The following is a 22962-nucleotide window of genomic DNA, read 5'->3' as shown; positions in this document are numbered from 1 at the left end:
TAATGCTATCATGGTAATTGATATACGAAAAATATTACTTTCATTATAAATAATTACTTTTCCCATATATTATTGAAGGGGGAGTCTCGGTGGATATCAAACAGCTTCGCTACTTTATCGCCATTGCAGAGGAGAAACAAATTTCTGCGGCTGCCAAGCGGCTTCATCTCGCGCAGCCGCCGCTTAGCCAGCAGTTGATCAATTTGGAGAAAGAGCTGGGCGTCGCCCTGGTCGTCAGGCACGCCAGAGGTCTGGAGCTGACAGAGGCGGGACGCATCCTGTACAAGCACGCCGTCAAAATTGCCAGCCTTGTGGAAGAGTCGGAGATCGAGGTAAAAGAGGTAGGCGAGGGCACGAAAGGGACACTCAGTATCGGTGTCAACACGCTCTCTTCCGAGCTATTGCCCATACTGTTGAAGCGGTTTCAGGAAAGCTATCCCCACGTAACGTACAAAATCCAGCAGAATGAATCCGATCAGCTTCTGAAAATGGTAAAAGAAAAAGCCATTGAGCTGGCGATCATCAGGCTGCCGCTTGAACTCAATGACTTTTCGATCCTGCATCTAAAGACGGAACCGCTGCGCTTCGCCAGCTCCACTCGCATTCCCGGCTCATCCGCGACAATCACCTATGAGCAGATTTGCCATCATCCGTTGTTGTTGCCCAGCATCGAAGGACTCGGCGTGTACCACTTGATCCTCGAGGAATTCTCCCGGCGCCGATTGGAGCCTGTCATCCTCGGCGAATGCTCGGATATCGCGGTCCTCTTGCAATTGGTTTCTTCCGGCTTTGGGGCGACAATCGTACCGGAGGTCGTTCTCCGCATGCACCCCGGGCATGATCTGCAGGTGTACGAGATTGCGGATGCGACGATGGCTGCTTCATCCGGCGTCATTTGGCTGAAGGACTACTACTTGTCAAAGGCGGCACAGAACTTCCTCGATCTTTTGAGAAAGTAACGCCTTACAGACGTGTCGACTCTCCCGGCTTCAGCGCGGCCCCGTCGATTCCTTTTTCTTTCAGGCTTTCGACAAATGCCTTCCCGTCCTGCTTGATCGGCGGGAACGTATCATAGTGCATCGGCACGACGAACTTGGCTCCTACCCACTCGGCCGCGGTTTTGGCATCCTCCGGTCCCATCGTGAACACATCCCCGATCGGAAGGAAAGCTGCGTCGATGTCGTGGCGCTCGCCGAGGAGCTTCATATCTCCAAACAGTCCGGTATCGCCCGCATGATAAACCGTCTTTCCGCCCATCGTGACGATAAAGCCGCCCGGCATTCCCAAATAAACGATACGCTTATCTTCTTCAAAAACCATGCCCGAGCTGTGGAAGGCTTGGGTCATTTTTACTGTACCGAACGGAAAGGAAGCGGAGCCCCCTAGGTTTAACGCCATCGTCTTGGCACCTTGCCATCCCAGGTAGTTGGCCAGTTCAAACGTAGCGACGATGGTAGCGTCATTTTGCTTCGCCAATTCTACGGCGTCCAAAATGTGATCCTGGTGTCCGTGCGTCAAGAGAATGTACTGAACCCGAATATCGGACAGCTTCGTGGCAGCAAGCGGGTTTCCGGTGATGAACGGATCGATGATGATTGAATGTCCTTCGCTGGTCAGTTGGATACAAGAATGACCGTGATACTGGATTTCCAACATGTGCATTCCCTTCCTTCTTCGCAATCTACTATTCATTCCTGATGATAGGTGGGAATGTCAGCCATGTCAAATCAGTTGGCGCATGTTGTTTCAAACATTTGAATAATCAGTCAAACAGAACCGCAAAGGCTCTCGTAAAAGCGCCGTCGCTCCCTTTAATCTTGAGAGGCGCAGCCGCGAAGAAGACGCGCTTGCGGTCAATTTGCTCCAGGTTTTTCAGGTTTTCCACGATCCCCAGCTTGTTGCCGAGAAAAATGTGGTGAGCGGGGAAGTTTTCAGTCTCGATCGGGTCGGGAGAGATGAAGTCGAGCCCGACTGCCCGAACTCCACGCTCCACCAGCTCCTTGGCCAGTTCTTCTCCGAAGTAAGGGTAGTCGGTTTCGTAAGCATCCGTCCCCCACTGCTTGCTGAGGCCCGTACGGAACAAAACGATGTCTCCCGGGCGAATGTCCGCGCCTTCCAGAACAGCCGGACTCATTTCCCGCTGTCCGTCGAGGTGGACGTCCACGATCACTGCTTCGCCGACAAAACGCTCCAGCGGGATTGCCTCGATGGTCTCGCCATTTTGAATAAAATGGGCTGGTGCATCGCAATGCGTTCCAACGTGAACGACTGCGTGAAAGTCGGTCACCTGAAACCCGTCCGACTCTACTTGAGAAACCTGCTTGAACTCAGCAACCGGCTGACCCGGGTACTGGGGCATTCCTGACTCGAGCACTTGCGAAAGATCGATAATGCGCATGAGACCCTCCATTTTCCCAACCTTACAAGTCGGAATAGTATGTGTTTTGCTAATATTATCCAATCCCAAAAGCGCTATCGCAAGTGTTTTTTCTGCCCTCCGCGTATGTTTTTGCTCTTCCGTCCGATTATGTAAAAGGCTGCGAGAGCCGACAGCCAGTCCGTTCCTTCACGGCTTTCGCAGCCAGTCCGTTCCTTGCCGGCTTGCGTTTGACACTACCGGCTTACTAGAGGAGATTGTCTTTGTGATGGGGATCCTTCAATTCGACGAGCGCGATGATTTTCGAGTCCCGAATGACAACGCGCTTGCCTTCATTGTCCCGCAGAATCAAGGTAGAGTTTTTCACATCCACCAGTTTGCCGACGAAGGTGCCATTCACTGTATCGACCTTCACTTTTTCCCCTTCGAGCTTTTTGGCCTGATCACGAAATGCCATGGTTGATCCCTCCTTTACCTGCATCCTATGTACATGCAACGCCATTCAACCAAAGCAAACGTGGATTTTTCTCCAAAATGTGCAGCCACCCTTTGGCAATGATCCCGGGTGACATTTGGCCGTTTACTCTGCCTTGCTGGACGTTCGGCACTATACAGAACGAAAGGACGTATGCAAGCTGCGGCAGGCCAATGATGTATCCAGCCTGAGGTCGAGCTTGATCCCTTTGTTTGCCGCGTCTTCCCTACTTATTTGGTCTTCTTCTACCAGGGCCGGGTCGTATCCAAAGCGAAGCGCTGTCTTCTGTGCAAAGGTGTAATAGCTCTCAAAGCTGCTCGGTCCCACATGCAAAGTGCCCGTCCACTCGCTTCCGGCCAGCTCCAGCAAAGCGTCCGCGAGATCCTCCACGTGGATAAACGTGCGAAGGACATTGCTGCTGCGGACAACCCGCTCCCCTTTTTCCCATGCCTCTGTCAACTGGCGCACGCGATTGTCCCAGCGCCCGTCCGCATCCGGCCCGTAAATGGGACCTGATCTGACGATAGCATGATCCAAATGGCCGCTCCTCACCATCTCCTCGCCGGCAAGCTTGGCATTGCAATAAGCCGCCAAGCTGCTGTCCCTGTTCCAGAAGGAAGGAGCGTCCCGTTCCTGGTACGGTCCTTGAGCCCCTTCAAAAACGCCATCAGTCGACACGAACAGCAGCCTTGTCGCTGGCGAAATATGGGAGAGAACTCCGGACAGCCCCTTCTGAATCAGGGCAGTTTCGTTCTCTCCGCTCATCACTGCCCATATCACCACATCAGGATTCGCTTGCCGAAGCAGCTCTGCACAGGCGCTTTCTTCCCTCAAATCTACCTGACTGTACTGCGCATGGAGGTTTTGAAAGCACGTCCCCGTCACTTCCCATCCTTGCTTTTTTCCGTTTTCAACGATCTTGGAACCAAGATAACCGCTCGCACCGAGAATCAATAGTCGTGACATGAATCCTTTCGTTCCTCTCTTTATGGGTTATGGGACGAACCCTGATAGAATTTGTCGTACGTTTGCAAACAGGAGTTTACTTAGTGTCAGCGAAGTGTACAAGCATAATCATTTCACAATGTTCGGAATACTTTTGTCAGAACGGGAGGGAAGTCATATGAAGAACGTGATCGAACTGGTTGCCAAGGAGAAAACCTACTCCGGACGTGAACTGGCCGAAATTCTCGGAGTCGGAGCCAGCACGCTGCGAAAGTGGAGCATGCTCCTGGAGCAGCAGGGGTACCGGTTTTTGCGGGACAGTCAAAACCGCCGGGAATACAGACAGTCGGATGTCGACGCACTGGTTGACAAAGGAAAACCTGATGCCGCTCGAGGAAGCGGCGCGGACCGTAGCCGGACGCACTTCCTTTCAACAGACCAAGCGGGAAACTGCCGCTTCGCTCAGCCTTGTTCCCCCGGTCGTGCCCTCTGCCGGCTCTGCACCTTTCCCGTCAAACCATTCGGCTGCACTGTCTGCGAGCACATCCGCTGCTTTGGCTCTTCGGACCAGCGCCCATGTCGATCGGCTGGAAGAGAAAATCCACTCTCTCGCCCAGCATGTACAGCATCAGGATGCAGTTCAGATGGAGCTGATGGAACGCTTGGAAAAGCAGGAAGCGTACATCCGCAATAGTCTGAAGGAACGCGACCGCCGCTTGATGAAAGCCATGAGCGACATCATCGAAGCCAAGCAGCAATTGGCCCAGCTCCGTGACGAGCAGCGAAAAAAATCGATCTGGCACCGCTTGTTTCGGACACAGTATGATTCGTCGCTTTGAATCGAAAACCTCTTGCTGTTTTTGTCCCTCCGTATCGCTGCCGACCCGCATAGAAACAGGGCCGCTCCGATTGTACAGTCATCTCCAATCGGAACAGCCCTGTTTTGTTGTTTGTCTCGGAAAACCAGTGCCTACGCTGCGTTGATAGTCTCGTCGTTTGCCCTCGCGCTGCCTTTTGTAGCGAGGCTCACAACCGTCGTCACTGCAAGATTGACGACCAGTGCGATAATGCCGACGTTCAGATCTTGAATGGACTGCGGCAGGAATGGGAAGAGGGTGCCGATCGTGATGCCGCTGATCGTGACGATCGCAACCGTTGCCACACCGGCGATGATACCGGCTGCCGCTCCCTGCTTGCTGACAAAATTGCGTTTGGACAGGCTGAACAGAAGCGCAGGGAAGAGCTGGGTAACGAGACTGTAGCCCATCAGCAGCAGGGTGACGAGTGTATCTCCGCCCTTGAATGTAAAGTAAAGCGAGATGAGCGCGACTACAGGCACCAGATAACGGGCCAGCTTGGATACCTGTTCGTCCGTCGTCTTCGGTGCGAATACCTTGTACACGTTTTTCGCAATCAGCGTCGACGAGGACATCAGAATCATCGACCCCGGCACGATCGCTGTCAACAGCCCCGCCGCGCCGATCACCCCGACAAACCAGGGATCGAAGGTTTGGATAGACAGGCGCAAGAGTGACATGTCGCCATCCGCCCCTTCCAGTCCGGGCACCTGCAGGATCGCGGCAAACCCTACGAAGAAGACGAACAGCAGCACCAACTGGTAAAGCGGCATGACGATCGCGTTTTTCCGGAAGACCTTCTCATTTTGAGCAGAGTAGACCGAACCGAAAGTATGAGGCCACATATAGAAACCAAGCGCTGTCAGCAGAACAGTAGAGACAAACCAGGACGGACTGAGGCCTTTTTCCGGCAGAGCGACAAATCCTGGCTTGGCCGCTTCGACAGCCTGAAACATTTCGGTGATGCCGCCATAGTAGTGGAACGGCAGATAGAGACCGAGGAACACAACCACAAACAGAATCATGATGTCTTTGACCACAGCGGTCCACGCCGAGCCGTGGATTCCGGAGATCATCACGTATACCGTGACAGCCATGGTCCCGATCCAGATCGCCGCCGTGTTTGAGATGCTTCCGTAAGAAGCCTCTGCCACGATCAGCCCCAGGCCTTTTAGCTGGAGGACCAGATACGGGATGAGCGCCACTACCCCGACGATTGAGACGAGGACACCCAGGTACGGGCTTTTATACTTGCTGACAAAGAAGTCGGACTGCGACATCAGCTTGTTCTCTTTTGCGTAGCGCCAGATGGCGGGCAGCAGCCAGTACGACATGATATAGGCGAGACAGCCATAGCCGAGAATGTAGAAGGTCGGCCCGCCTTTGCCATATGCCCAGCCGCTGCCGCCCAGGAACGTAAAGGTGGTGTAAATCTCGCCCGCCATCAGCAGGAATACAAATATCGTTCCGAAGCCGCGTCCCCCGACGGTCCACTGCTCCAGGTTCATATCCTTGCCGCGTTTTGCCTGAATCCCGAGAAAGAGAGACAGTGCCAGGAATCCGAAAATGATCATCAACGCTGCATTCATCTAGGAGTCACCTCTCTTGTTCGCCGGGTCCAGCTTGTAGATGATCGCCATAATGACAGAGGTCAGGACGACCCAGAGGACGATCCAAAACAGAAGGAAGGGCAGTCCGAGCACGTAAGGCTCTACTTTATTGACAAATCCGATGCAACCGAGTATTCCGATAAACGGCAGCAAGGCTAATAGATGAATCAGTTTCATGGGCAGCAGATCCCCCTTTGTCTGTCGATTCCTGCGATTTGCAACCGTTCGGAATCTTCGGTTTTTTCATGCAAATCTATGCCATGACGATTTTATGGGCGGCATTGACGAAGATCTTCACGCCTACCTCCAGCGCATCTTCATCTACCGTGAAGCGCGGGTGATGGTGCGGATAGACGATGCCCTTCTGCTGGTTGCCTGCGCCTACGTAGAAGAAGCAGCCCGGAGCTTTTTGCTGGAATGCCGAAAAGTCCTCTCCCCCCATGTTCGGCTTCATGTGGTCGATCCATTCCTCTCCCAGCGTCTCCGTGACGATGCTCTCCATCAGACGGGTCACTTCCTCGTCATTGATCACAGGACGATAGCCGTATTCGTATTTGAATTCATAGGTGGCTCCGTGGGCCTCGGTAATTCCTTTGACGACGCGTTCCATCAGAGCCGGAACGGAATCGCGAAGCTTTTGGTCAAAGCTGCGAACAGTGCCGCAAATGCTGACCGATCCCGGGATGACATTGTGTGTCGTTCCGCCGATAAACTGGGTGACGGAAATGACCAGATTGTCCAGCGGATCGGTATTGCGAGAGACGATGTGCTGCAGGTTGGTGACCACCTGTGCCGCTATGGCAATGCTGTCGACCGTCTGATGCGGCAGTGCTGCGTGCCCTCCCTTGCCGGTGATGGTAATGTAGAAGGTATCCGGTGCGGCCATCATCGGACCTGGGCAAATCCCCACTTTGCCAAATTCCATTGGCGCCCACAGATGGGTCCCGATGACCATGTCCACGCCGTCCATGACCCCTGCCTGCACCATTTCCTCCGCCCCGCCGGGGAAAAGCTCCTCCGCGTGCTGGAACAGGAAGCGGACCTCGCCTTTGATCCGGTCTTTCATCCCTGAGAGAATTTTCGCCGTGCCGAGCAGCATCGCCGTATGTCCGTCGTGACCGCAAGCATGCATCACGCCGGGATTCGTGGAGACAAACGCAAAGGTGTTTTCCTCCGTGATCGGCAGGGCATCCATGTCGGCCCGCATCGCCAGAACACGCCCGGGCTGTGAACCGATCAGCCGCGCCATCACGCTTGTCTTGGTCGGTCTGGTCACGTCCAGGCTGCCGAACGAAACGAGCGTGTCGTAGACGAACTGGGCCGTTTTTTCCTCGTGAAACGAAAGCTCCGGATTTTGGTGCAAATAACGCCTCCACGCGATTACCTGCTCCTTGAGCTGTTCCGCTTCTTGATTGAGTGTCGCTGTCGTCGTCATTCAAATACGCCTCCCTAATGAAATTCGTGCCTTCCTACGCCTTCCCGGCGAGTGAGAGAACCGTGCGGTACAGCACATTGGCTCCGTCTGCACAGTCTTCCTTGGTGGTATATTCAGCCGGATTGTGGCTGATGCCCTTTTGGGAACGGGCAAAGATCATGCCAACCGGACAGAGGCCGGTCAACTGCATGCAATCATGTCCGGCACCGCTCGGCATCGTAAACGGTTCAAAGCCAAGCGACTCGCACGCGTCTTTGGCAGCCTGCTGAATTTCTTCGGAGCAGATGACCGGCGGTATGCGCTGCAACAGTTCGATCGCGAGCTGAATGCCTCGCTTTTCGCATATTTGCTTGGCAACTCTGACAATTTCGGCTTCGACGCGGTCAAGTACCGCCTGATCCACATCGCGAAGGTCCAGCGAAAACTCCACTTTTCCCGGGATGATGTTCACGCCGCCGGGATATGCCTGCAGCTGTCCTACCGTACCGACGGCTGTTCCCGTTTTGCCCGCCTCCTGCTCGATCGCCAGCATGATTTCTGCTGCCGCCGCCAGCGGATCGCGGCGAAGCGTCATCGGTGTGGCTCCCGCGTGCCCGGCTTCCCCCTCGAGGATGAACTTCACCCACAAAGGACCGGCTACACCGCTTACCACCCCGACCGACAGATTGCGGCTCTCCAGCACCTTGCCCTGCTCGATATGCAGCTCGACGTACGCCTTTACGCTCCCCTTCGGACGAGCGGCTTTGCCGATCGCATCGGGATCCAAACCGTTCTGTCTCATCGCCTCGGCAATCGAGATGCCGTCCTTGTCGCAATGCTCCAGCTCGCTTCCCTCCAATAGACCGGCGATGCCGCGGCTTCCGATCATGCCGTAGCTGAAACGGGTCCCCTCTTCATCGGTAAAGGCGATCACTTCGATGGGATGTTCGGTGGCGATGCCTTGCTCGTTCATCGCGTGCAGGATTTCCACGCCAGCCAAAACGCCAAGCGGACCGTCGAAGTTTCCGCCGTTGAACACAGAATCGATGTGCGAACCGACCAGGACGACAGGCGCTTCCGGATTGCCGCCTTCTTTTCTGCCGATCAAATTGCCTACCTCGTCCTCCCGTACGGCAAGCCCCGCCTCAAGCATAAAACCGCGAACGAGATCTTTTGCAGCTCTCTCTTCGGGTGTAAAAGAAAGTCTGGTAATGCCGCCCGACTCTTGTTTGCCGATGTCACTCAAACGCATTAACCGATCCCACAGCCTGTCCGGATTGATCATACGCTTTCACCCCTTTTTCTTTACGCAATTAACGGTTGATTTACGGTTGTGTCCATAATTGTATAATAGTCTGTCAATTTTGAAAAGAGGGAAATATTTTGGGGATTATTGGAAGTCCCTTCCGGTGTTGCGTGTTCTTCCTGGCGACTGAGGAAAAAGCGGTCCTCTTGATTTCAGTCGTGGTTTAAAAAAACGGTCAATCAGGCCTTGGTGGAGGAGATGAAAACGGCTGAGGAAGAAAAACGGTTTGGACATAGTAAAAAAAGAGCCGGGACTGCTCTTCACGAGCGCTCCCAGCCCTTCCGCAGGCAAAATCATCCTAGAGCAGCAAGCACAAGCGCCATAAGCGTCATCACGACATGTGCCGCCGCGTGGGCGACCATGGCTGCTTCCAGGCTATGCTTCCAAAACAGCCAGCCGAAAAGAATTCCGCCCACGGCATTCAGCAGGATGGTACGGATGATCAGCATAGGCGTAAGCGGAGCGAGGACGGCCACCGCTCCCAGATGTCCGATGCCAAACAGCAGAGCGCTTATGACAATAGCGGTGACCATAACCGCAGCTCCCGGAATCTCTCTCCCCCGCTGGAACAGGCGCCAGCCGAGCCACGCCAGGAGCGACATCATGCCCCAGCGCAGCAGCAATTCTTCCGTAATGCCTCCGTACAGCATGGCGCTGATGGTAAAGGAGAGATCCCGCGGAGGCGCCCCGCCCGCAAGGCTTGCGGGCAGCCACGGCTGAAAGAAAATGTCGAGCAGAGGCAAAATGACCGCTGCCGCGATGCCAAAAACGATGGCAGCAGGCATCTGCGGACGCAATCGGCTCCAAAACGGCTCGCCTTTCGTCGCCTTGTCGGCGACAAGCGATGTCAGCCCGACCCGTGGAGCCAGCCATGTTCCCACAGCAACCGAGATCGCCAGCAGGATCAGAGGCTGCAGCATGGACAGAGCGGCCAGCACCGCTACCGGCATGTCAGGCAATCCGGGCACATTTTGAAGCTGCCTGACAGATGTGGGAACGAGTGCAATCACGCCGATCAGTCCGGCAACAAACAGGGGCACATATGCTTTGCCGTATGAGGGGTAGCCGTGCATGCTTCCACTTTTCATCCCTTCGTCCCCTCCAGCCTGCGATACGCCATGTAAGAGTAAATGACCGGTACCCCGACGGACAAGCCGATCACGACCAGCAGCGGCCAGCTCGCGTCACGCATGGCAGGGAGGAATGCCGACAAGATCGCAAACAGTCCCGCAATTACCCAGAGCGGCCCCGACATCCGGTGGGTTTTGCGCCACACCTCTTCGCTCGCCAGTGTCCATGGCGTTTTGATTCCAATGAAATAATTGCTTCTCACCTGCGGCAGATAGTTTCCGATCACGAGCCAGAGGACCCCGATGATCAGGTTGGCAAATACGTCCGCGCCTATCGCCCGCATCCCGAGGTTATAAGCCAGCAGATGGCTGAAGGCTGCACTCAAAATCAGGACGGTGAGCAGCCGGATGATGCCGTACGCTTTCTCGAATTTCTCGTAATTTTGCTTCTTCGGGTCAATTTTGCGGGTATATGCAACGATTGCAAAAATCACGATGCTGATCAGAATGTAGGTCAAAAAGAACGTTCCTTTGCTTTGAAAACCGTCCGGCTCCCCGCCCGGCCCAAAGTGGATGACCATCTGTTCGGGCAAGTCCTTGTACGTAAACAATCCGATGAGGATGGGTACCAACAGGATCATGATACTGACCGCTTGATTCATGCCTTTCACTCCTTCTCAGGTTTCCGGTCCCCAATAATCTCCAAAAACCAGCCCATGACATCCTGCACAACTGTCGTATTCAAGGAGTACACGATGTTCTGCCCCTGCCGCTCATCCAAAATCAGCTTCGCCTGTTTCAATGAACTGAGATGATGGGAGATGCTGGGCTTTGTCATGGCAAAGTGATCGGCGATTTCGCCTGCTGTCATATCTCTCTCCTTCAACAGCCGGATGATTTGTCGGCGCGTAGGGTCAGCCAGCGCTTTAAAGGTATCATTCACAAAACCACGACCTTTTTGGGAACATAAAATCTTGGTTATTAGACATTTAGACAATCATCTAAATATCTAATTTAAAAGTATGCCATTTCTCGGCTGTTGTCAATCGCTGTTTTGTTCCTCCAGGAAATGGCATCTGTTTTTTGTTTAAGAGATTGGCGCGCTCTGCTTCGCATCCTTCCGTTCCGCTTTCCGAAAACACCCGATAAATATATAGCCGAAAACGATCCCGCAGATCGCCGGGAAAGTCGAACCGCCGAAGCCCAGTACGATGGAAGCAAATGGCAAATTGCTTCCGACAGGAGAAAAATACAGCCAGATAAAAAGCGAACCGTACAGAGACGGGACTCCGACAGCAATGAATTTCACCCAGTCAAAGCTCCAGGCCGCTGGCTGTCTGCAGGTGCGGACAAAGCCGGGTATCCCGAGCAATATCCCGATGATGACAGGAAAAAACGCAGAGTAGACAAGAAGCGGCATCGACTTAAATGTCACTCTGACCTGCTCCTGGAGAAGAACTTGCACACGCAGCATCTGCAAAATAAGAATGCCGCAGAAAATCGAATACGCCAAATAACTGACAAAACGCCGCCACTTGCTCCCCTTCCACGTGCCCACCCTCGTTCCCCCTTTCCTCTTTCCGCCGAAAGTCTCGTGAGGACCTGTTCAAAAACACGCTCAAACTCTCTCTCAAAGCTCGATCCGATACACCTTTCGCGGCCTTCCTCGCGGATGCGGACTCTCTTCTCCGACGACGGTCGCAATACCCTTCGTCTCCAGCTCGATCAGGATGCGGCGGGCGCTGCGCGGCATGATCTGCATGTGCATGGCCAGCTCATGCGCGTTGATCTCGGCCGAGCCGCGCTTCTTCAAAATCGATTGAAGCTTGCTGAGCGTCTGGACGCTAAGCGACGTCTGCCGGCTGATCTCCTGGATCTGGCCGGAAGCGCCGCTAAACGTAATTTGCTCGCTTTTCCCCAGAGGTCCGGCGATTCGCTTGTCGTCGAAGAACACCATCCAGGAGCCCGGTCCGCTCTCCTTGGCGTGGAGCAGCGCCGTTCCTGCGTGGATTTCCGCTTCGTAGGCCGTCTTGCCGATCCCGATGCCGCAGGTGACCATCTCGTCCTGGATGCCCGACAGCTCTTCCAGGCGGGGAGCCGCCACAAAGTCACGGGTAAAGTCTCTCAGGATGCCTCTTGTCGTAAAAATGACGTACCGGCCCGGCCCCGCAATCTTCAGGGAGCCTTGCAGCTGCTTTGCGTAGCGCAGCAGCTTTTCCGTCGATTTGATCTCCAGATTGTACAGCTCGTCTGTAGAAAATGTTCCGCTGGTCAAGCCTTTGAACGAATCGATCTCCATCATCTGGACGGCAATCTGCGTATCCTTGAACTGAAGCATTTCATAGGTCCGCAGCAGCATACTGAGGACGGCCTCTACGCCTGCGCGGGTCGGCAATACGCGGTAAACCGGCACCCCGCGTCTTTCCAGTTCCATCTGGGCTGTTCGCAGGCAAGTGACGGCCGCCTTCGTCTTGCCTTCCCGCCACAGCGTCTCGTGGTAGTCAGCCAGCTCGCTTGCATGAATCGCTCCCGCGTACGATTTCAGCCAGATTCGGGAAGTGGAAAGACCCGCCTCCTCCAGCAAACGCGAAAACTCGTCAGACGAAAACGTATCAAAGCTGAGCTCGCTGACAGTAATGCTTTTCTCGTGAGAAATATGGAGCAGTGTCCGGTACAGGCTGGCGCCGATATGCGGAACATAGGCCATCGGCGTCTTGATCCTGCCCCATTCCTTTACCATGGAATACGGCACCTGGCCGGAGAACAGCCACATGTCCGCCTGGCCCACATGAGGCTCGAGCAGGTCAAAAATTTCCTCTTCCGTCCAATAAACGATGGGAAGGCATTCGATCTCGGCATAGTCATTTACGACGGAACGGATGATATCCAGTGAATCATCGGCTCCCATGATCCCCAAACGCAGCTTCAAGTAAGCTCCCTCTTTCGTGCTGGCAGTCTTTTTATCCTTCCTCTTACCATAGCAAATTTGCGGCTGAGAGGGAATCAAGTCAAAGACCAATGAACAATAAACAATGGACAATGAATATTGATAATCGCTTATTGCTTCACCAGACGCTCGCCTAGCCAGTGAGCCGAGAACAAAACCGGGATGATCAAAAGGACAAACGGCAGGGTGGAAAACAACAGCTCCCAACTGACCGCTCCCGATGCCAGCAGGCGATAATAGGCGTACAAGGAGTACGGCAATATGACCACTACCGCCGTCACAACTCCGGGGGTATAGCTGCCAAGAAGGATCGACTGCCCCACATGGGTAAAGACATGCAGGAACATGACATGCACGCACACCAGGTAAAAGGGCAAATAAGCTCCGGTCGACAGCGTTGTCACTGCCAATACCGTAGCGCTGGAGATGACGAGAAAGATACAGGCCACTGCGGCAGCAAACTGCGCGGTATTCATCGACAGGGACGGCTCTAAAAAACGGGCTGCTTTGGGCGGAAGCACCTTGAGCACTCGTTCCCTGTTTCCGGCCAGCCATTTTTCTACCGTGATGATCTCCTCCAGATCGTGGCAAATAAAAGCGATCGGCAGCAGCCATAAAACAACGGATAGCTCCCATATGGAATCAAGCCACGCAATCATGTCCTTTCCCCCTTTACTTCCTTAAAACTAACTTTTGAGCTATATAACTTATGAGTTAGTTTTATACCTGATGAATCTTGCTGTCAATAATCCGGTTGATTTTTTTTTCAGTTGAGAGTAAAATAACTCCTCAAAGGATGACAACTCGGCGATGAGGAAGAAGAGTAGACATCACAGGAGACTTAAGAGAGCTGATGGTTGGTGCGAATCAGTGTCAAATGGATGTTGAATGGGCTTCCGAGCTCCAGACCGAACCCGGGCTTACCGGCAGTAGGCTCTGGCGTGAATAGTCCACACGTTACAACGGGCACCGTATCACTGGTACGGGTAAAGAGATTCCACGCAAGCACGGTCTGTGTTTGCCCGGAATAACAAGGGTGGCACCACGGTTCATTCGTCCCTATTCGGACGAATGGACCTTTTTTATTTTTCGTTCCCATTTTGGAAAGGAGAGAAATGTTGACATGAAAACGATTTTTTCCGGCATTCAGCCCAGCGGCATCCTCACGCTAGGCAACTATCTTGGAGCGATGAAGCACTTTGTGCCGCTTCAGGATGAATTCAACTGTTTTTACTGCATTGTCGATCAGCACGCGATCACCGTGCCGCAAGAGCCTGCCGTACTGAAGGACAATGTGCGCCGTCTGGCCGCGCTCTATTTGGCTGTCGGCCTGGACCCTGAGAAGGTCACCCTGTTTGTTCAATCCGAGGTTCCTGCTCATGCCAAGCTCGGCTGGATCATGCTCTGCACCTCCTACGTCGGAGAGCTGGAGCGCATGACACAATTCAAGGACAAAGCTTCGGGACGGGGCGAATCGATCCCGGGCGGCCTGTTGGCATATCCGCCGTTGATGGCAGCCGACATCCTCTTGTACAACACCGATTTTGTCCCTGTCGGCGAGGATCAAAAACAGCATCTGGAGCTGACCCGCGATCTGGCTGCCCGCTTCAACAACCGCTACGGCGAAGTCTTCAAAATTCCGGACATTCGGGTGGCCGAGGTCGGCGCTCGCATCATGTCGCTGCAGGACGGCACCAAAAAGATGAGCAAGTCCGACCCCAACCAGGGCGGCTTCATCTCGATGCTGGACGATCCCGACACCATCGTCAAAAAGGTGAAACGGGCGCAGACGGATTCCGAAGGCTCGATCCGCTTCGACAAAGAGAACAAACCGGCAATTTCCAACCTCTTGACCATCTACTCCCTCTGCTCCGGCAAATCGATTCAGGAGCTGGAAGCCATGTATGACGGCAAAGGATATGGAGCGTTCAAAACCGAACTGGCCGAAGTAGTGGTCGAAACACTGAAACCGATCCAGGATCGCTTCCACAAGCTGTTTGGTTCGCCGGAGCTGGACGATATTCTCACCGCTGGCGCCAAAAAAGCGGCAGATGTGGCAAACGAGATGCTGTACAAGGCAGAGAAAGCGATGGGCATGGCCCGTCTGTAATAGACCATTTTCCGTATACGACAACCGGATTGAATCATTCAGATACAGGGCTGCCCCTCTTTTCCTTCGCCGTGACTGCTGTCGCGGCGATCCGGGAGGGTCGGCCCTGTTTTTTTGTTCCGTCTGCTCTTTGGGTTCTTTTTCACAAGAAACTAGTCTTTTCTGTGCTTGTGAGCCATTGCCTCCCTGTACTACGATGGTAAAAATTTGTTGCCGAGACTCTTATTCGTTTCGGCCGACACGGCAAGAACTTCACCTGATGACAGCCTACTACGCATTTTTGATGGAGGAACAAAATGATGAGACAGTCCCGGTTTTTGTACGTGCTTCTCTGTGTAGCAGCGAGTATTCTCTTCGGCTTTTCCTCTCCCGACAAAACCAAAAAAGCGACGTGGATTTGGCAAGCAGAGCTGATCGATGCCAAGCGGCAGGACATTCTCGGATTTGCCAAGCAAAACGGCATCAACACGATCTATCTTCGCATCGAAAGGCAAAAGCCGTTCGACTACTATCGCCCGTTTCTGCAAGAGGCGCATGCAGCCGGTATCGAAGTGCACGCCTTGGGAGGACACCCCGCCTGGGCTCTTGCCAGCCACCGCGGACGCATGCTGGACCTGCTGGATTGGGTATCGCGCTACAACAGCGAGGCCGACGCCAAAGAACGAATCGATGGGGTGCACCTCGACATCGAGCCCTACCTCCTGCCCGAGTGGAACACCGATCAAGCAGAGGTGCTGAAGCAGTGGACGGCCAACATGAAAGCTTTCGTCGAGCAAGCCCGGAACGATCCGGCGCTGGAAGTAAGCACAGATCTCGCCGTCTGGTTCGACAACATCCCTGTACCCGGGGTTGCGGACACCACTCTTAGCGAATGGATGATCGATACATTCGACCACGTTACCTTGATGGCTTATCGAGACAGTGTGGATGGACCCAACGGGATCGAGGCGCTGGTCTCAGATGAGCTTGGCATAGCGGATCGGCTCGGAAAACAGGTTCTCGTCGCGGTAAACGTAAAGGAGATGCCCAGCCAGCGGCACACTTCCTTTTACGAAGAAGGGCCTGAGGTCATGGAGCGGCAGCTAGACCTGGTGGAGAAACGACTGAGCAAGCACCCTTCTTTTGCCGGAACAGCCGTTCATGATTACCTCTACTGGCAGAGTCTGAACCAGACAGAAACACCGCCTATCCAGCCGCTGCCTCACGACAAGCCTTTGCTCGGTACATACGTGTGGCATGCGGATGTAGCCATTACCCAAGCGGATGAAATCGTTTCCTTTGCCAAACAGGAAGGCATCAACCTGTTGTATGTCCGGCTCGATCTGGAGCAGCCTTTCGAGGCATACCGCGAACTGGCAGGAAAAGCGGCAGCGGCGGGTATCGAAGTCCACGCGATGGGCGGCCACCCGGTATGGGCGCTGGAGGCAAACAGGGAACGAATGCTGAGGCTGGTCCGCTACGTAAAAGCGTACAACAGGAGTGCCGCACCCGAAGAGCAGTTCCGCGGCATTCATCTGGACATCGAGCCGTACGTCCTCCCCCTTTGGCGGGAAGATCCGGAGGGCGTATTGAAGCAGTGGATGAGCAATATCGAAGCGTTCGTGTCCGAAAGCAAGGAAGGCGGCGGCAGCCTCGTGACCAGCAGCGACCTTGCAGTCTGGCTGGACCGCTTTCACGTGCCAGGCGATCCTGACACGTCTTTCAGCAAATGGATGATTGAGCAGCACGACCACATCACGCTGATGGCTTTCCGCGACCGCGCCGAGGGTGCAGGAGGGATTGCCGCCATTGTCCAGGATGAGCTGCGGTTTGCCAATGAACTCGGCAAGGAGATGATCATCGCTGTGGAGATGAAGGAAAGCCATGAGGGGGATTATGTCTCTTTCCATGAGGAGGGAAAAGCGGAAATGCGGCGGCAGTTGGACATGCTTCCCGGGCTTTTGGAGGAGCATTCTTCTTACAAGGGGAATGCGGTTCATGCTTATGAGTATTGGCAGAGAGCGAAAGAGTAGGCTTCTCAGTCGGGTTTAAAGAAATTTGCTTTAGTCGGGCTTTGAAGAAAAAGCGCTTGGATCGGGCTTTCGGGGAGGAGTGAAACGAAAGAGAAAACGCTCAGGGTACGGTGGGACACTTGCCGGGGGAGTGGACTGGCCGGCTCCACTCCAAAAGCGGAACGCGTCCAAAAGCAGCGATTTCTGGGGGTGTCTCAGAGGTTGGACGCTAAGTGCGTGTTCCGCTTTTTCCATTCCGCCTGGGTAGGTGTCCCAAAGACCTTTGCTTATTTCTCTTTCGTTTCATCTCTACAACTGCAGGTCTTTTACGGGCTTATTTAAAGTCCTCTAGTCAGATTGCACCGATGGCCTCTTGTCTGTTTCCGTCGTCTGGCAGACGCTCGGCCTCGTCCAAAAATCGCGTGATCAAAAGGGGCAAAGAGACGAGAACGGGTGGGTCATACGCCTTTGGCGGCCGCAGGAAAATCCGGGTGTCGCCAAAGAACTGCCCTTCTTTCACGCGAATGGCTCCCGCCGCTTTTCCGCGCAGATTGTTGCGGGGAAGGAAATACTCCATCAGCGGTTCATCCCAAGTGAACGCCGCCGCCAGCAGGTAGTAGGTCCCATCGGCAACCGGTGGCAGCCAAAAGGAGCCGGATTGAAACACCATCGTGCAGGCTTTTGGCGTACCCATGGGAATGGGCTTGGCGAAAAGCCCGATACAGATCAAGCCGTCAAAGCTGTCAGGGGCCCATACACTGCCGCTGATTCCGACCGAAGGCGATGGCGGACAAACGGCTTCTCGCTTATTCTCGTAGTGCTTTCGTACACGCTCCTTGCAGACGTCCATATGCTGGCGGAATTTTTGCGGCGAGATGCCGACCAGCTTGGCAAAACGGGTGGAAAACGTGCCAAAGCTGCTGTACCCCACCCGCTGTCCGATTTCCGTAATGGGCAAATCGCTCGTCGCAAGGTATTCCTTGGCCCGGTCAATCCGGAGGGCAGCCAAAAACTGACGGGGCGGGACGCCGGTGACCGATCTGAACATGCGGTCGAAATGGAACGGGCTGTACATCGCGATTTTCGCCAGCTTGTTCAGAGTCGTGGAGGAATCATCCATTTGATTTTGCATGGCGCCGATGACTTGTGTAACCGTTTCGGTGTGTGATTCATTGTGATGATCCGTCACTTGGTTTCCGCCTCCATTTTCCCATGTTCCAGTATAATCGTTTCTCTCCCATTTCTATCACACTCCGCAAAAATTGTCCAAATTGTCTTGCGTTTGAGGTAGTCGTTCATTGTGCCTTCTTTGACAGCAAAAAGGGTCCCCCTCCGTCTGCGCGAGACGTTGGGACACCCTCTGCGTTTCCCACTCTATTTCTTTTTCACACTGACCTGGACATCGACTGACTTGCCCCCGTAGGTAATCGTGATCACGGCCTTGTCCTTGTCCTTGGCCGAATCCGAGACCTGGATCAATCCTTCGTCGCTGACGGCGACGAGCTCGGGATGATCCGATACATACTCGATCTGGGCGTCTCTGGTCACATCGTGTTTCCCGCCATTGCCCAGATTGGCTGTGACCTGGAGCTGTGCTTCCTCGCCGGGCTTCAGCTTGTAGTTGCGATCCTTGACGATCAGGGCTCGCACCACCGGCGGCTTTTCCTGCTCTTTTTGCTCCTCTCCCAGCACCAGAAGTCCCGCCTTTTCCGTCGTAAATACGGCGACATCATGGGTCAGGGTTACTCTTGCCGGATTGCCTTTTTTGTCTGTGAGTGGTTTCCATTTTTCATTCTCATACAGAAACACCTTCACATTCCGCGAGACTTCCGTTTTCACGGGAATTCCCAGCATGGCGGCGCCTTCGTCAAGGCTTTTGACTGGCTCTCCGTTTACCTTAAGCTCCCACGTATATACTTCGCTTGCCGCCTTGAAAGCTGCAGGGGCCTCGGGAGAATCAGACGGCTCTACTGTAATGCCCAGACGCTCGCCCTCGAAGCTGTCGATCGCGTCTTTTGACAGCAGCACCCATGCTCCGCTGGCGTCCTCCAGACGGGCGGTCGCTTCGATCTCGGCCAATCGCTCCGTCACCTCTTTGCCGAGCGTGACCGCAGCTTCGGATTGGTCTTTTTCCTCATCCGCTTTCAGCACCTGTATGGACAAGGATGGCTCGAATCCGACTTTTTCGTCCCTGTCATCGAACGCCTTATCGAGGGCTTCCAGTACCAAGAGAACAAGCTTCACCTGTTCGTCCCCGGCATCCAGCTCCTCGCCCCGCTCCACAGCAATGACGCCGGCCTTTGCAAGCAAAGTATCGGCAACAGATTGCAGCTGCTCCAGCAGGTCGTCAGTCCGTTCATCCTCGTCAATGGACAGAACGACTGTCTCCAGGAGAGCCTGCAAGGCCCCAAGCGCCTGTTGGCCGGCGTCTGTCAGGGCTCCTGAGCGAATGGCAGGCTCAAAAGCCCGTTGCAGGAAGTCCGCTGTGAGTGCCGACAGCGTGATCTCGTCGACGATCCCTCTTTTTGTTTGCTCGACGACTGCCTTCAGTACGGTCTGGATCGTATCCTCGATAGCTGCCCATTTGTCTACTGCCTTTATGCTCGAAGCTCCGATCAGCTTTTGCAGGCTCTTTCCAGCAAGATCTGCCTGGCTGAGGACGCTCTCCTCATCTGCAGCCGAGAGAATTTCCCTTGCCGCTTGCCTGTTCAACGCCTTCTGCTTCTCCAGCGTGACATCTCCGGGGTTCGTGTCAGAGCCCGGCAGCTCGATTTGCACCAGCACCGGATCATGATCGCTCACCCGCCCGTCCTCTTTCGTAAAGTCGGCATTGATGTGAATGATGTCGATCTCTGCTTTCTCGGCAAGGTGATTGCTTACGAGAATGTGGTCCAGTACCTGAGCATTGCCTTGATAGTTATACGTGTACTGCTCGCTCAAAGGCAGCGTGGTTATCATGTTGGTCAGTTCGTCTCCTTCGAGCACCTGCAGCGGACGGGAGAATTGAAAATCGTTGAAATCTCCCAGCACGACTACGTTTGCCTCAGGATCAGCCTCGTAAATCTCCTTGACAAAGCCATTGACGACCTTGGCGATCTCGACGCGCTGCTGTTCGCTCACCAGAACAGGCGGCTGCTTCACGCCAAACAGTGCATCGTCTCCGCCCTTTGAGTTAAAGTGGTTGGCAATGACAAACACCGGCTTGCCGTCAAAAATAAATTCAGCAGCGAGCGGCTTGCGGCTTTCATGAAAGGCCGGGTTGAGCGGGTCGATGCGTCCAGGATTGTGGGAAAGGCGGGTTGTCCCCTGTTCCGCTTCGACCTGTACCGCTGTCACCGCATCACCCGCCGGCCGGTCCGCCAGACTGACACGGTCTGGATTGTAGAGGAAGCCGACGCGAATATTGCCGCCCGGTTGTCCGCCGTCCTTTTTATTCTCCGGGGCAATATCGACGTAGCGGTATGCTGCTCCCCCTGCCCGCACGATGGCGTCGATCAGCGCCTGGCCCGACTGGCTGGCATCTGTCACGCCATTGTCTTCCGGTCCGTTGTTGTCCTGCATCTCTACTACACCTACGATGTCAGGCTGCTTCAGATTGTGAACGATAGATTCTGCGATACCGTTTATCTTGTCGGCTTTGTCCCGGGCGGAGAAGTTCTCGATATTGTAGGTCGCGATGCTCAAGCGGTCTTCGGCAGGCTCGAGCGTGGTCACCTCCCGCTCGTAGCCGCTATCTACGACGGCAGGCAGGGGCTCCGTGTTGTACAGCTTGAAGTTGGCAAAGCTGTAGTCGATCACCCCGACGATCGGCCCGGCGAACGCATCCCCCACCTTGACCTCGGGAGCTCCCGCAACGAACTTGTCGGCAATGGTAATTCGCTCGGGATTGTAATTGTCTGCCGCAATCGGGATACCTCCGGCAGGAGTGCGTTCTTTATCGGGATTCGCCTTGTCAGAGAGAATGACGAATTCCACACTCGGCGGATTGGCAAAGGTCTTGGTCGCCCCTACGACGCGCGGCTGATCGACCCGAACGAGCATTCCCTCCAGGCTTTCCCAGAAGTCGATGCCGTCTTCTTCGGGATCAAAAAGGGAGAAGCTGTCATTGTCGATCACCGTTTTCGGGTATGGATAATCGCCCTCGCCCAGAACGACCGGAGCAGGGAGCGGCAAGCCCCTCTCCTTGACTGCTACGGAAGCGGCGTCGATTTCCGTCAGCGTCAGGTCGGTCGCTTCCCGGCTCTTGCTGACGTATTCCTTGACCGCTCCGCTGACCTCTACTCTGTCGCCCGCCCGGACATTTGCACCCGGTTCGTAGACATAGATGCCTTCCGAAGTGCGAGGGTCGTTGTCCGGCTCAGGGTCCTGCATGTAGAACCCGACCGTTCCCGAATTGCCGTTTACCACTGCTGTCACTATGCCCTCCACGCGGGACACGTTTGCTCCCTCATACGGAGAACGGTGCCCTTTGCCCTGAATGTCGCGGATGCGCAGGGCGTCCGGCTGGCTTCCACCATCGCCGATCACGTCTTCGGCCAAGCGGGGGACCAGCTTATACTCGTTAAAATCGTAGGTGACGACCCCGGTCAAGCGTTCGTAAAACGCCCCCGGCTTGAGCAGAGCAGCATCGTACGGCTTGGCAATGAAGGCCCCATGCGGATCGGTCAAAGTGACATTCCCTTTGCTGTCCCTTGCGCCTGCGGTCACATTTTTGATTGTGACCAGCTCGGCCTCGAACTGTTCCCCGGCTGCAGCGCTAAAGTCTGTCGAGATGACCTCCTGCGGCTCGGGGACGCCCGCGTTCTCCTGTACGATCACGACATCGCTTGTGCTGGCCGGCTCGATCTGCGGCAGCCCGTAGTAATCATTCACTTTCCCGGTTGCCCGGACTTCATCGCCGATCCGAACGATATTGCCGAGACCCGCCGCACGCACCAGCATGCCCGCCGTCTCGTCCTGCAGAAAGACGTTCGTCTTGCCGCCAGCTTCGAAAGCGGCAGTGACAATGCCCTGGACGGATGCAAGCGTTCCCGAAGACGACGTCCGCACCTCGCTGATCGGCTTGACCTCCGGCACCTCTCCTCCCGGCTCTCCGCCGCCTTCTCCCGGCTCTTCCGGGGAGCTCTGGCTGTTCTGCGGCTGCGGCTCCCAGGCGAGAAAGTCAGCGCCGTTATGATCCGTATCCCAGGCGCTGCCTTTCCCGGGCACGAATCCGGACTCGCTGCTTTTCCGGACAATGCTTTTCGCAGCCGAAGGAGCGGGGGCCGGGCTTTCTCCCTCGTGCGCATTTGCCGTTCCGTAGCCGACAAAATCGATCACGGCCAGATCAGTCACGGGATTGCCGGAAAGCGCTGTCGCATGACTGACCAGCGCTACTTTTCCTCGCGTGGCGGAAATGTTCGTGCCGCCGGTCGCATCAGCGCTGGGGAGGGCACTTCCATTGGCTCCGCCGCTCGCCAGCCGGACGAGGTAGTAGCTGTGGGCGGAAATACTGCCCGACAACGGCGTTACGAGCCAATTTTCCCTGTCTGCAGCGGCGTACTGAACGGACCAGTTGTTCAGCGAAACGGCTTGTCCGCTCGGATTGTACAGCTCGACGTAATCGTGCTGGTAAGTTGCCCCGCTGTTCCCGCCAGCGCCGTAAATCTCGCTGATCACTACGTGCCCGGCGACAGCGGCCTCGGCTTTTGGCGCAAGTCCGAACGGCAGCACTGTCGCAATCATGAGCACTGCGGCCAGCACCAGGTGACGCCAGCTCCGTTTTCCCTTCCTCATCAACGGATTCATCGTGTACTTCCCTCCTTGATTGTTTTTGCGGTTCTTATCCTGATTCTATAGAACTTGTCTAAATGTTATGTAA

At 54.9% G+C, this 22962-nt stretch carries 20 protein-coding genes and 1 other annotated feature; of the genes, 4 read left to right on the top strand and 16 right to left on the bottom strand.

Annotated features, from left to right (window positions below):
• The first annotated feature begins 89 nt into the window (after positions 1-89).
• Positions 90-959: a LysR family transcriptional regulator gene (locus NSQ24_RS07300; RefSeq protein ID WP_039071192.1), complete on the top strand. Its 870-nt coding sequence runs from the start codon at positions 90-92 to the stop codon at positions 957-959.
• Between the two features lie 4 nt (positions 960-963).
• Here the strand turns inward: NSQ24_RS07300 and NSQ24_RS07295 are convergent, their stop codons facing one another.
• From NSQ24_RS07295 to NSQ24_RS07280, 4 genes are all read right to left on the bottom strand, one after another.
• The gene (locus NSQ24_RS07295; RefSeq protein WP_172921083.1) at positions 964-1656 is read right to left on the bottom strand and encodes a metal-dependent hydrolase; all 693 of its coding nucleotides are present in this window, start codon (positions 1654-1656) and stop codon (positions 964-966) included.
• A 106-nt stretch (positions 1657-1762) separates the two neighbouring features.
• Complete coding sequence (locus tag NSQ24_RS07290) at positions 1763-2398, bottom strand: cyclase family protein (RefSeq protein WP_039071193.1); 636 nt, start codon at positions 2396-2398, stop codon at positions 1763-1765.
• 226 nt (positions 2399-2624) lie between these two features.
• Positions 2625-2834 (bottom strand): hypothetical protein, encoded by a 210-nt coding sequence (locus NSQ24_RS07285; RefSeq protein ID WP_003388047.1) that lies wholly within the window; start codon positions 2832-2834, stop codon positions 2625-2627.
• Between the two features lie 150 nt (positions 2835-2984).
• On the bottom strand, positions 2985-3818 hold the full coding sequence (locus NSQ24_RS07280) for a sugar nucleotide-binding protein (RefSeq protein ID WP_122958634.1): 834 nt from the start codon (positions 3816-3818) through the stop codon (positions 2985-2987).
• Positions 3819-4147: 329 nt separating this feature from the next.
• On the opposite strand from NSQ24_RS07280, the gene NSQ24_RS07275 reads away from it, so the two are divergent.
• On the top strand, positions 4148-4636 hold the full coding sequence (locus NSQ24_RS07275; RefSeq protein ID WP_339167530.1) for a hypothetical protein: 489 nt from the start codon (positions 4148-4150) through the stop codon (positions 4634-4636).
• A gap of 131 nt (positions 4637-4767) precedes the next feature.
• Here the strand turns inward: NSQ24_RS07275 and NSQ24_RS07270 are convergent, their stop codons facing one another.
• From NSQ24_RS07270 to NSQ24_RS07225, 10 genes are all read right to left on the bottom strand, one after another.
• Positions 4768-6243 (bottom strand): sodium:solute symporter, encoded by a 1476-nt coding sequence (locus tag NSQ24_RS07270; RefSeq protein WP_003388051.1) that lies wholly within the window; start codon positions 6241-6243, stop codon positions 4768-4770.
• Positions 6244-6441: a DUF3311 domain-containing protein gene (locus NSQ24_RS07265; protein ID WP_003388052.1), complete on the bottom strand. Its 198-nt coding sequence runs from the start codon at positions 6439-6441 to the stop codon at positions 6244-6246.
• A 76-nt stretch (positions 6442-6517) separates the two neighbouring features.
• Positions 6518-7699 carry a M20 family metallopeptidase gene (locus tag NSQ24_RS07260; RefSeq protein ID WP_172921053.1) on the bottom strand — a complete coding sequence of 394 codons (1182 nt, stop codon included), beginning with the start codon at positions 7697-7699 and terminating at the stop codon, positions 6518-6520.
• Positions 7700-7733: 34 nt separating this feature from the next.
• Positions 7734-8963 (bottom strand): Zn-dependent hydrolase, encoded by a 1230-nt coding sequence (locus NSQ24_RS07255; RefSeq protein WP_171506190.1) that lies wholly within the window; start codon positions 8961-8963, stop codon positions 7734-7736.
• Between the two features lie 314 nt (positions 8964-9277).
• Entirely contained in the window at positions 9278-10072 is a 795-nt protein-coding gene (locus tag NSQ24_RS07250; RefSeq protein ID WP_003388055.1) for a CPBP family intramembrane glutamic endopeptidase, read from the bottom strand.
• Positions 10069-10716 carry an SdpI family protein gene (locus tag NSQ24_RS07245; protein ID WP_003388056.1) on the bottom strand — a complete coding sequence of 216 codons (648 nt, stop codon included), beginning with the start codon at positions 10714-10716 and terminating at the stop codon, positions 10069-10071. Before NSQ24_RS07245 ends, NSQ24_RS07250 begins: the two co-directional genes overlap by 4 nt.
• A gap of 5 nt (positions 10717-10721) precedes the next feature.
• Entirely contained in the window at positions 10722-10997 is a 276-nt protein-coding gene (locus tag NSQ24_RS07240; protein WP_003388057.1) for an autorepressor SdpR family transcription factor, read from the bottom strand.
• A 144-nt stretch (positions 10998-11141) separates the two neighbouring features.
• Positions 11142-11612 carry a hypothetical protein gene (locus NSQ24_RS07235; RefSeq protein ID WP_243014674.1) on the bottom strand — a complete coding sequence of 157 codons (471 nt, stop codon included), beginning with the start codon at positions 11610-11612 and terminating at the stop codon, positions 11142-11144.
• Positions 11613-11684: 72 nt separating this feature from the next.
• Positions 11685-12983, bottom strand: coding sequence for an ArsR family transcriptional regulator (locus tag NSQ24_RS07230; protein ID WP_243014673.1), 1299 nt, complete (start codon positions 12981-12983; stop codon positions 11685-11687).
• A gap of 128 nt (positions 12984-13111) precedes the next feature.
• Entirely contained in the window at positions 13112-13660 is a 549-nt protein-coding gene (locus NSQ24_RS07225; protein WP_172921056.1) for an HXXEE domain-containing protein, read from the bottom strand.
• A 142-nt stretch (positions 13661-13802) separates the two neighbouring features.
• Positions 13803-14065, top strand: a binding site (T-box leader).
• A gap of 59 nt (positions 14066-14124) precedes the next feature.
• Here NSQ24_RS07225 and trpS point away from each other — a divergent pair.
• Both trpS and NSQ24_RS07215 read left to right on the top strand, forming a co-directional pair.
• A complete protein-coding gene (gene trpS / locus NSQ24_RS07220) occupies positions 14125-15111 on the top strand; it encodes a tryptophan--tRNA ligase (protein ID WP_003388062.1) in 987 nt (328 codons plus the stop codon).
• Between the two features lie 299 nt (positions 15112-15410).
• A complete protein-coding gene (locus NSQ24_RS07215) occupies positions 15411-17123 on the top strand; it encodes a hypothetical protein (protein WP_243014685.1) in 1713 nt (570 codons plus the stop codon).
• Positions 17124-17454: 331 nt separating this feature from the next.
• Here NSQ24_RS07215 and NSQ24_RS07210 read toward each other — a convergent pair whose 3' ends face one another.
• Together NSQ24_RS07210 and NSQ24_RS07205 are read right to left on the bottom strand one after the other, a co-directional pair.
• Positions 17455-18291 carry a helix-turn-helix transcriptional regulator gene (locus tag NSQ24_RS07210; RefSeq protein ID WP_003388064.1) on the bottom strand — a complete coding sequence of 279 codons (837 nt, stop codon included), beginning with the start codon at positions 18289-18291 and terminating at the stop codon, positions 17455-17457.
• A gap of 185 nt (positions 18292-18476) precedes the next feature.
• Entirely contained in the window at positions 18477-22889 is a 4413-nt protein-coding gene (locus NSQ24_RS07205; protein WP_339167524.1) for a lamin tail domain-containing protein, read from the bottom strand.
• Positions 22890-22962 lie beyond the last annotated feature (73 nt).

The sequence above is a fragment of the Brevibacillus sp. FSL L8-0520 genome, assembly GCF_037963895.1.
GTDB classification, from domain to species: Bacteria; Bacillota; Bacilli; order Brevibacillales; family Brevibacillaceae; genus Brevibacillus; species Brevibacillus borstelensis.
This window is presented reverse-complemented; position numbering and strand designations above follow the sequence as displayed.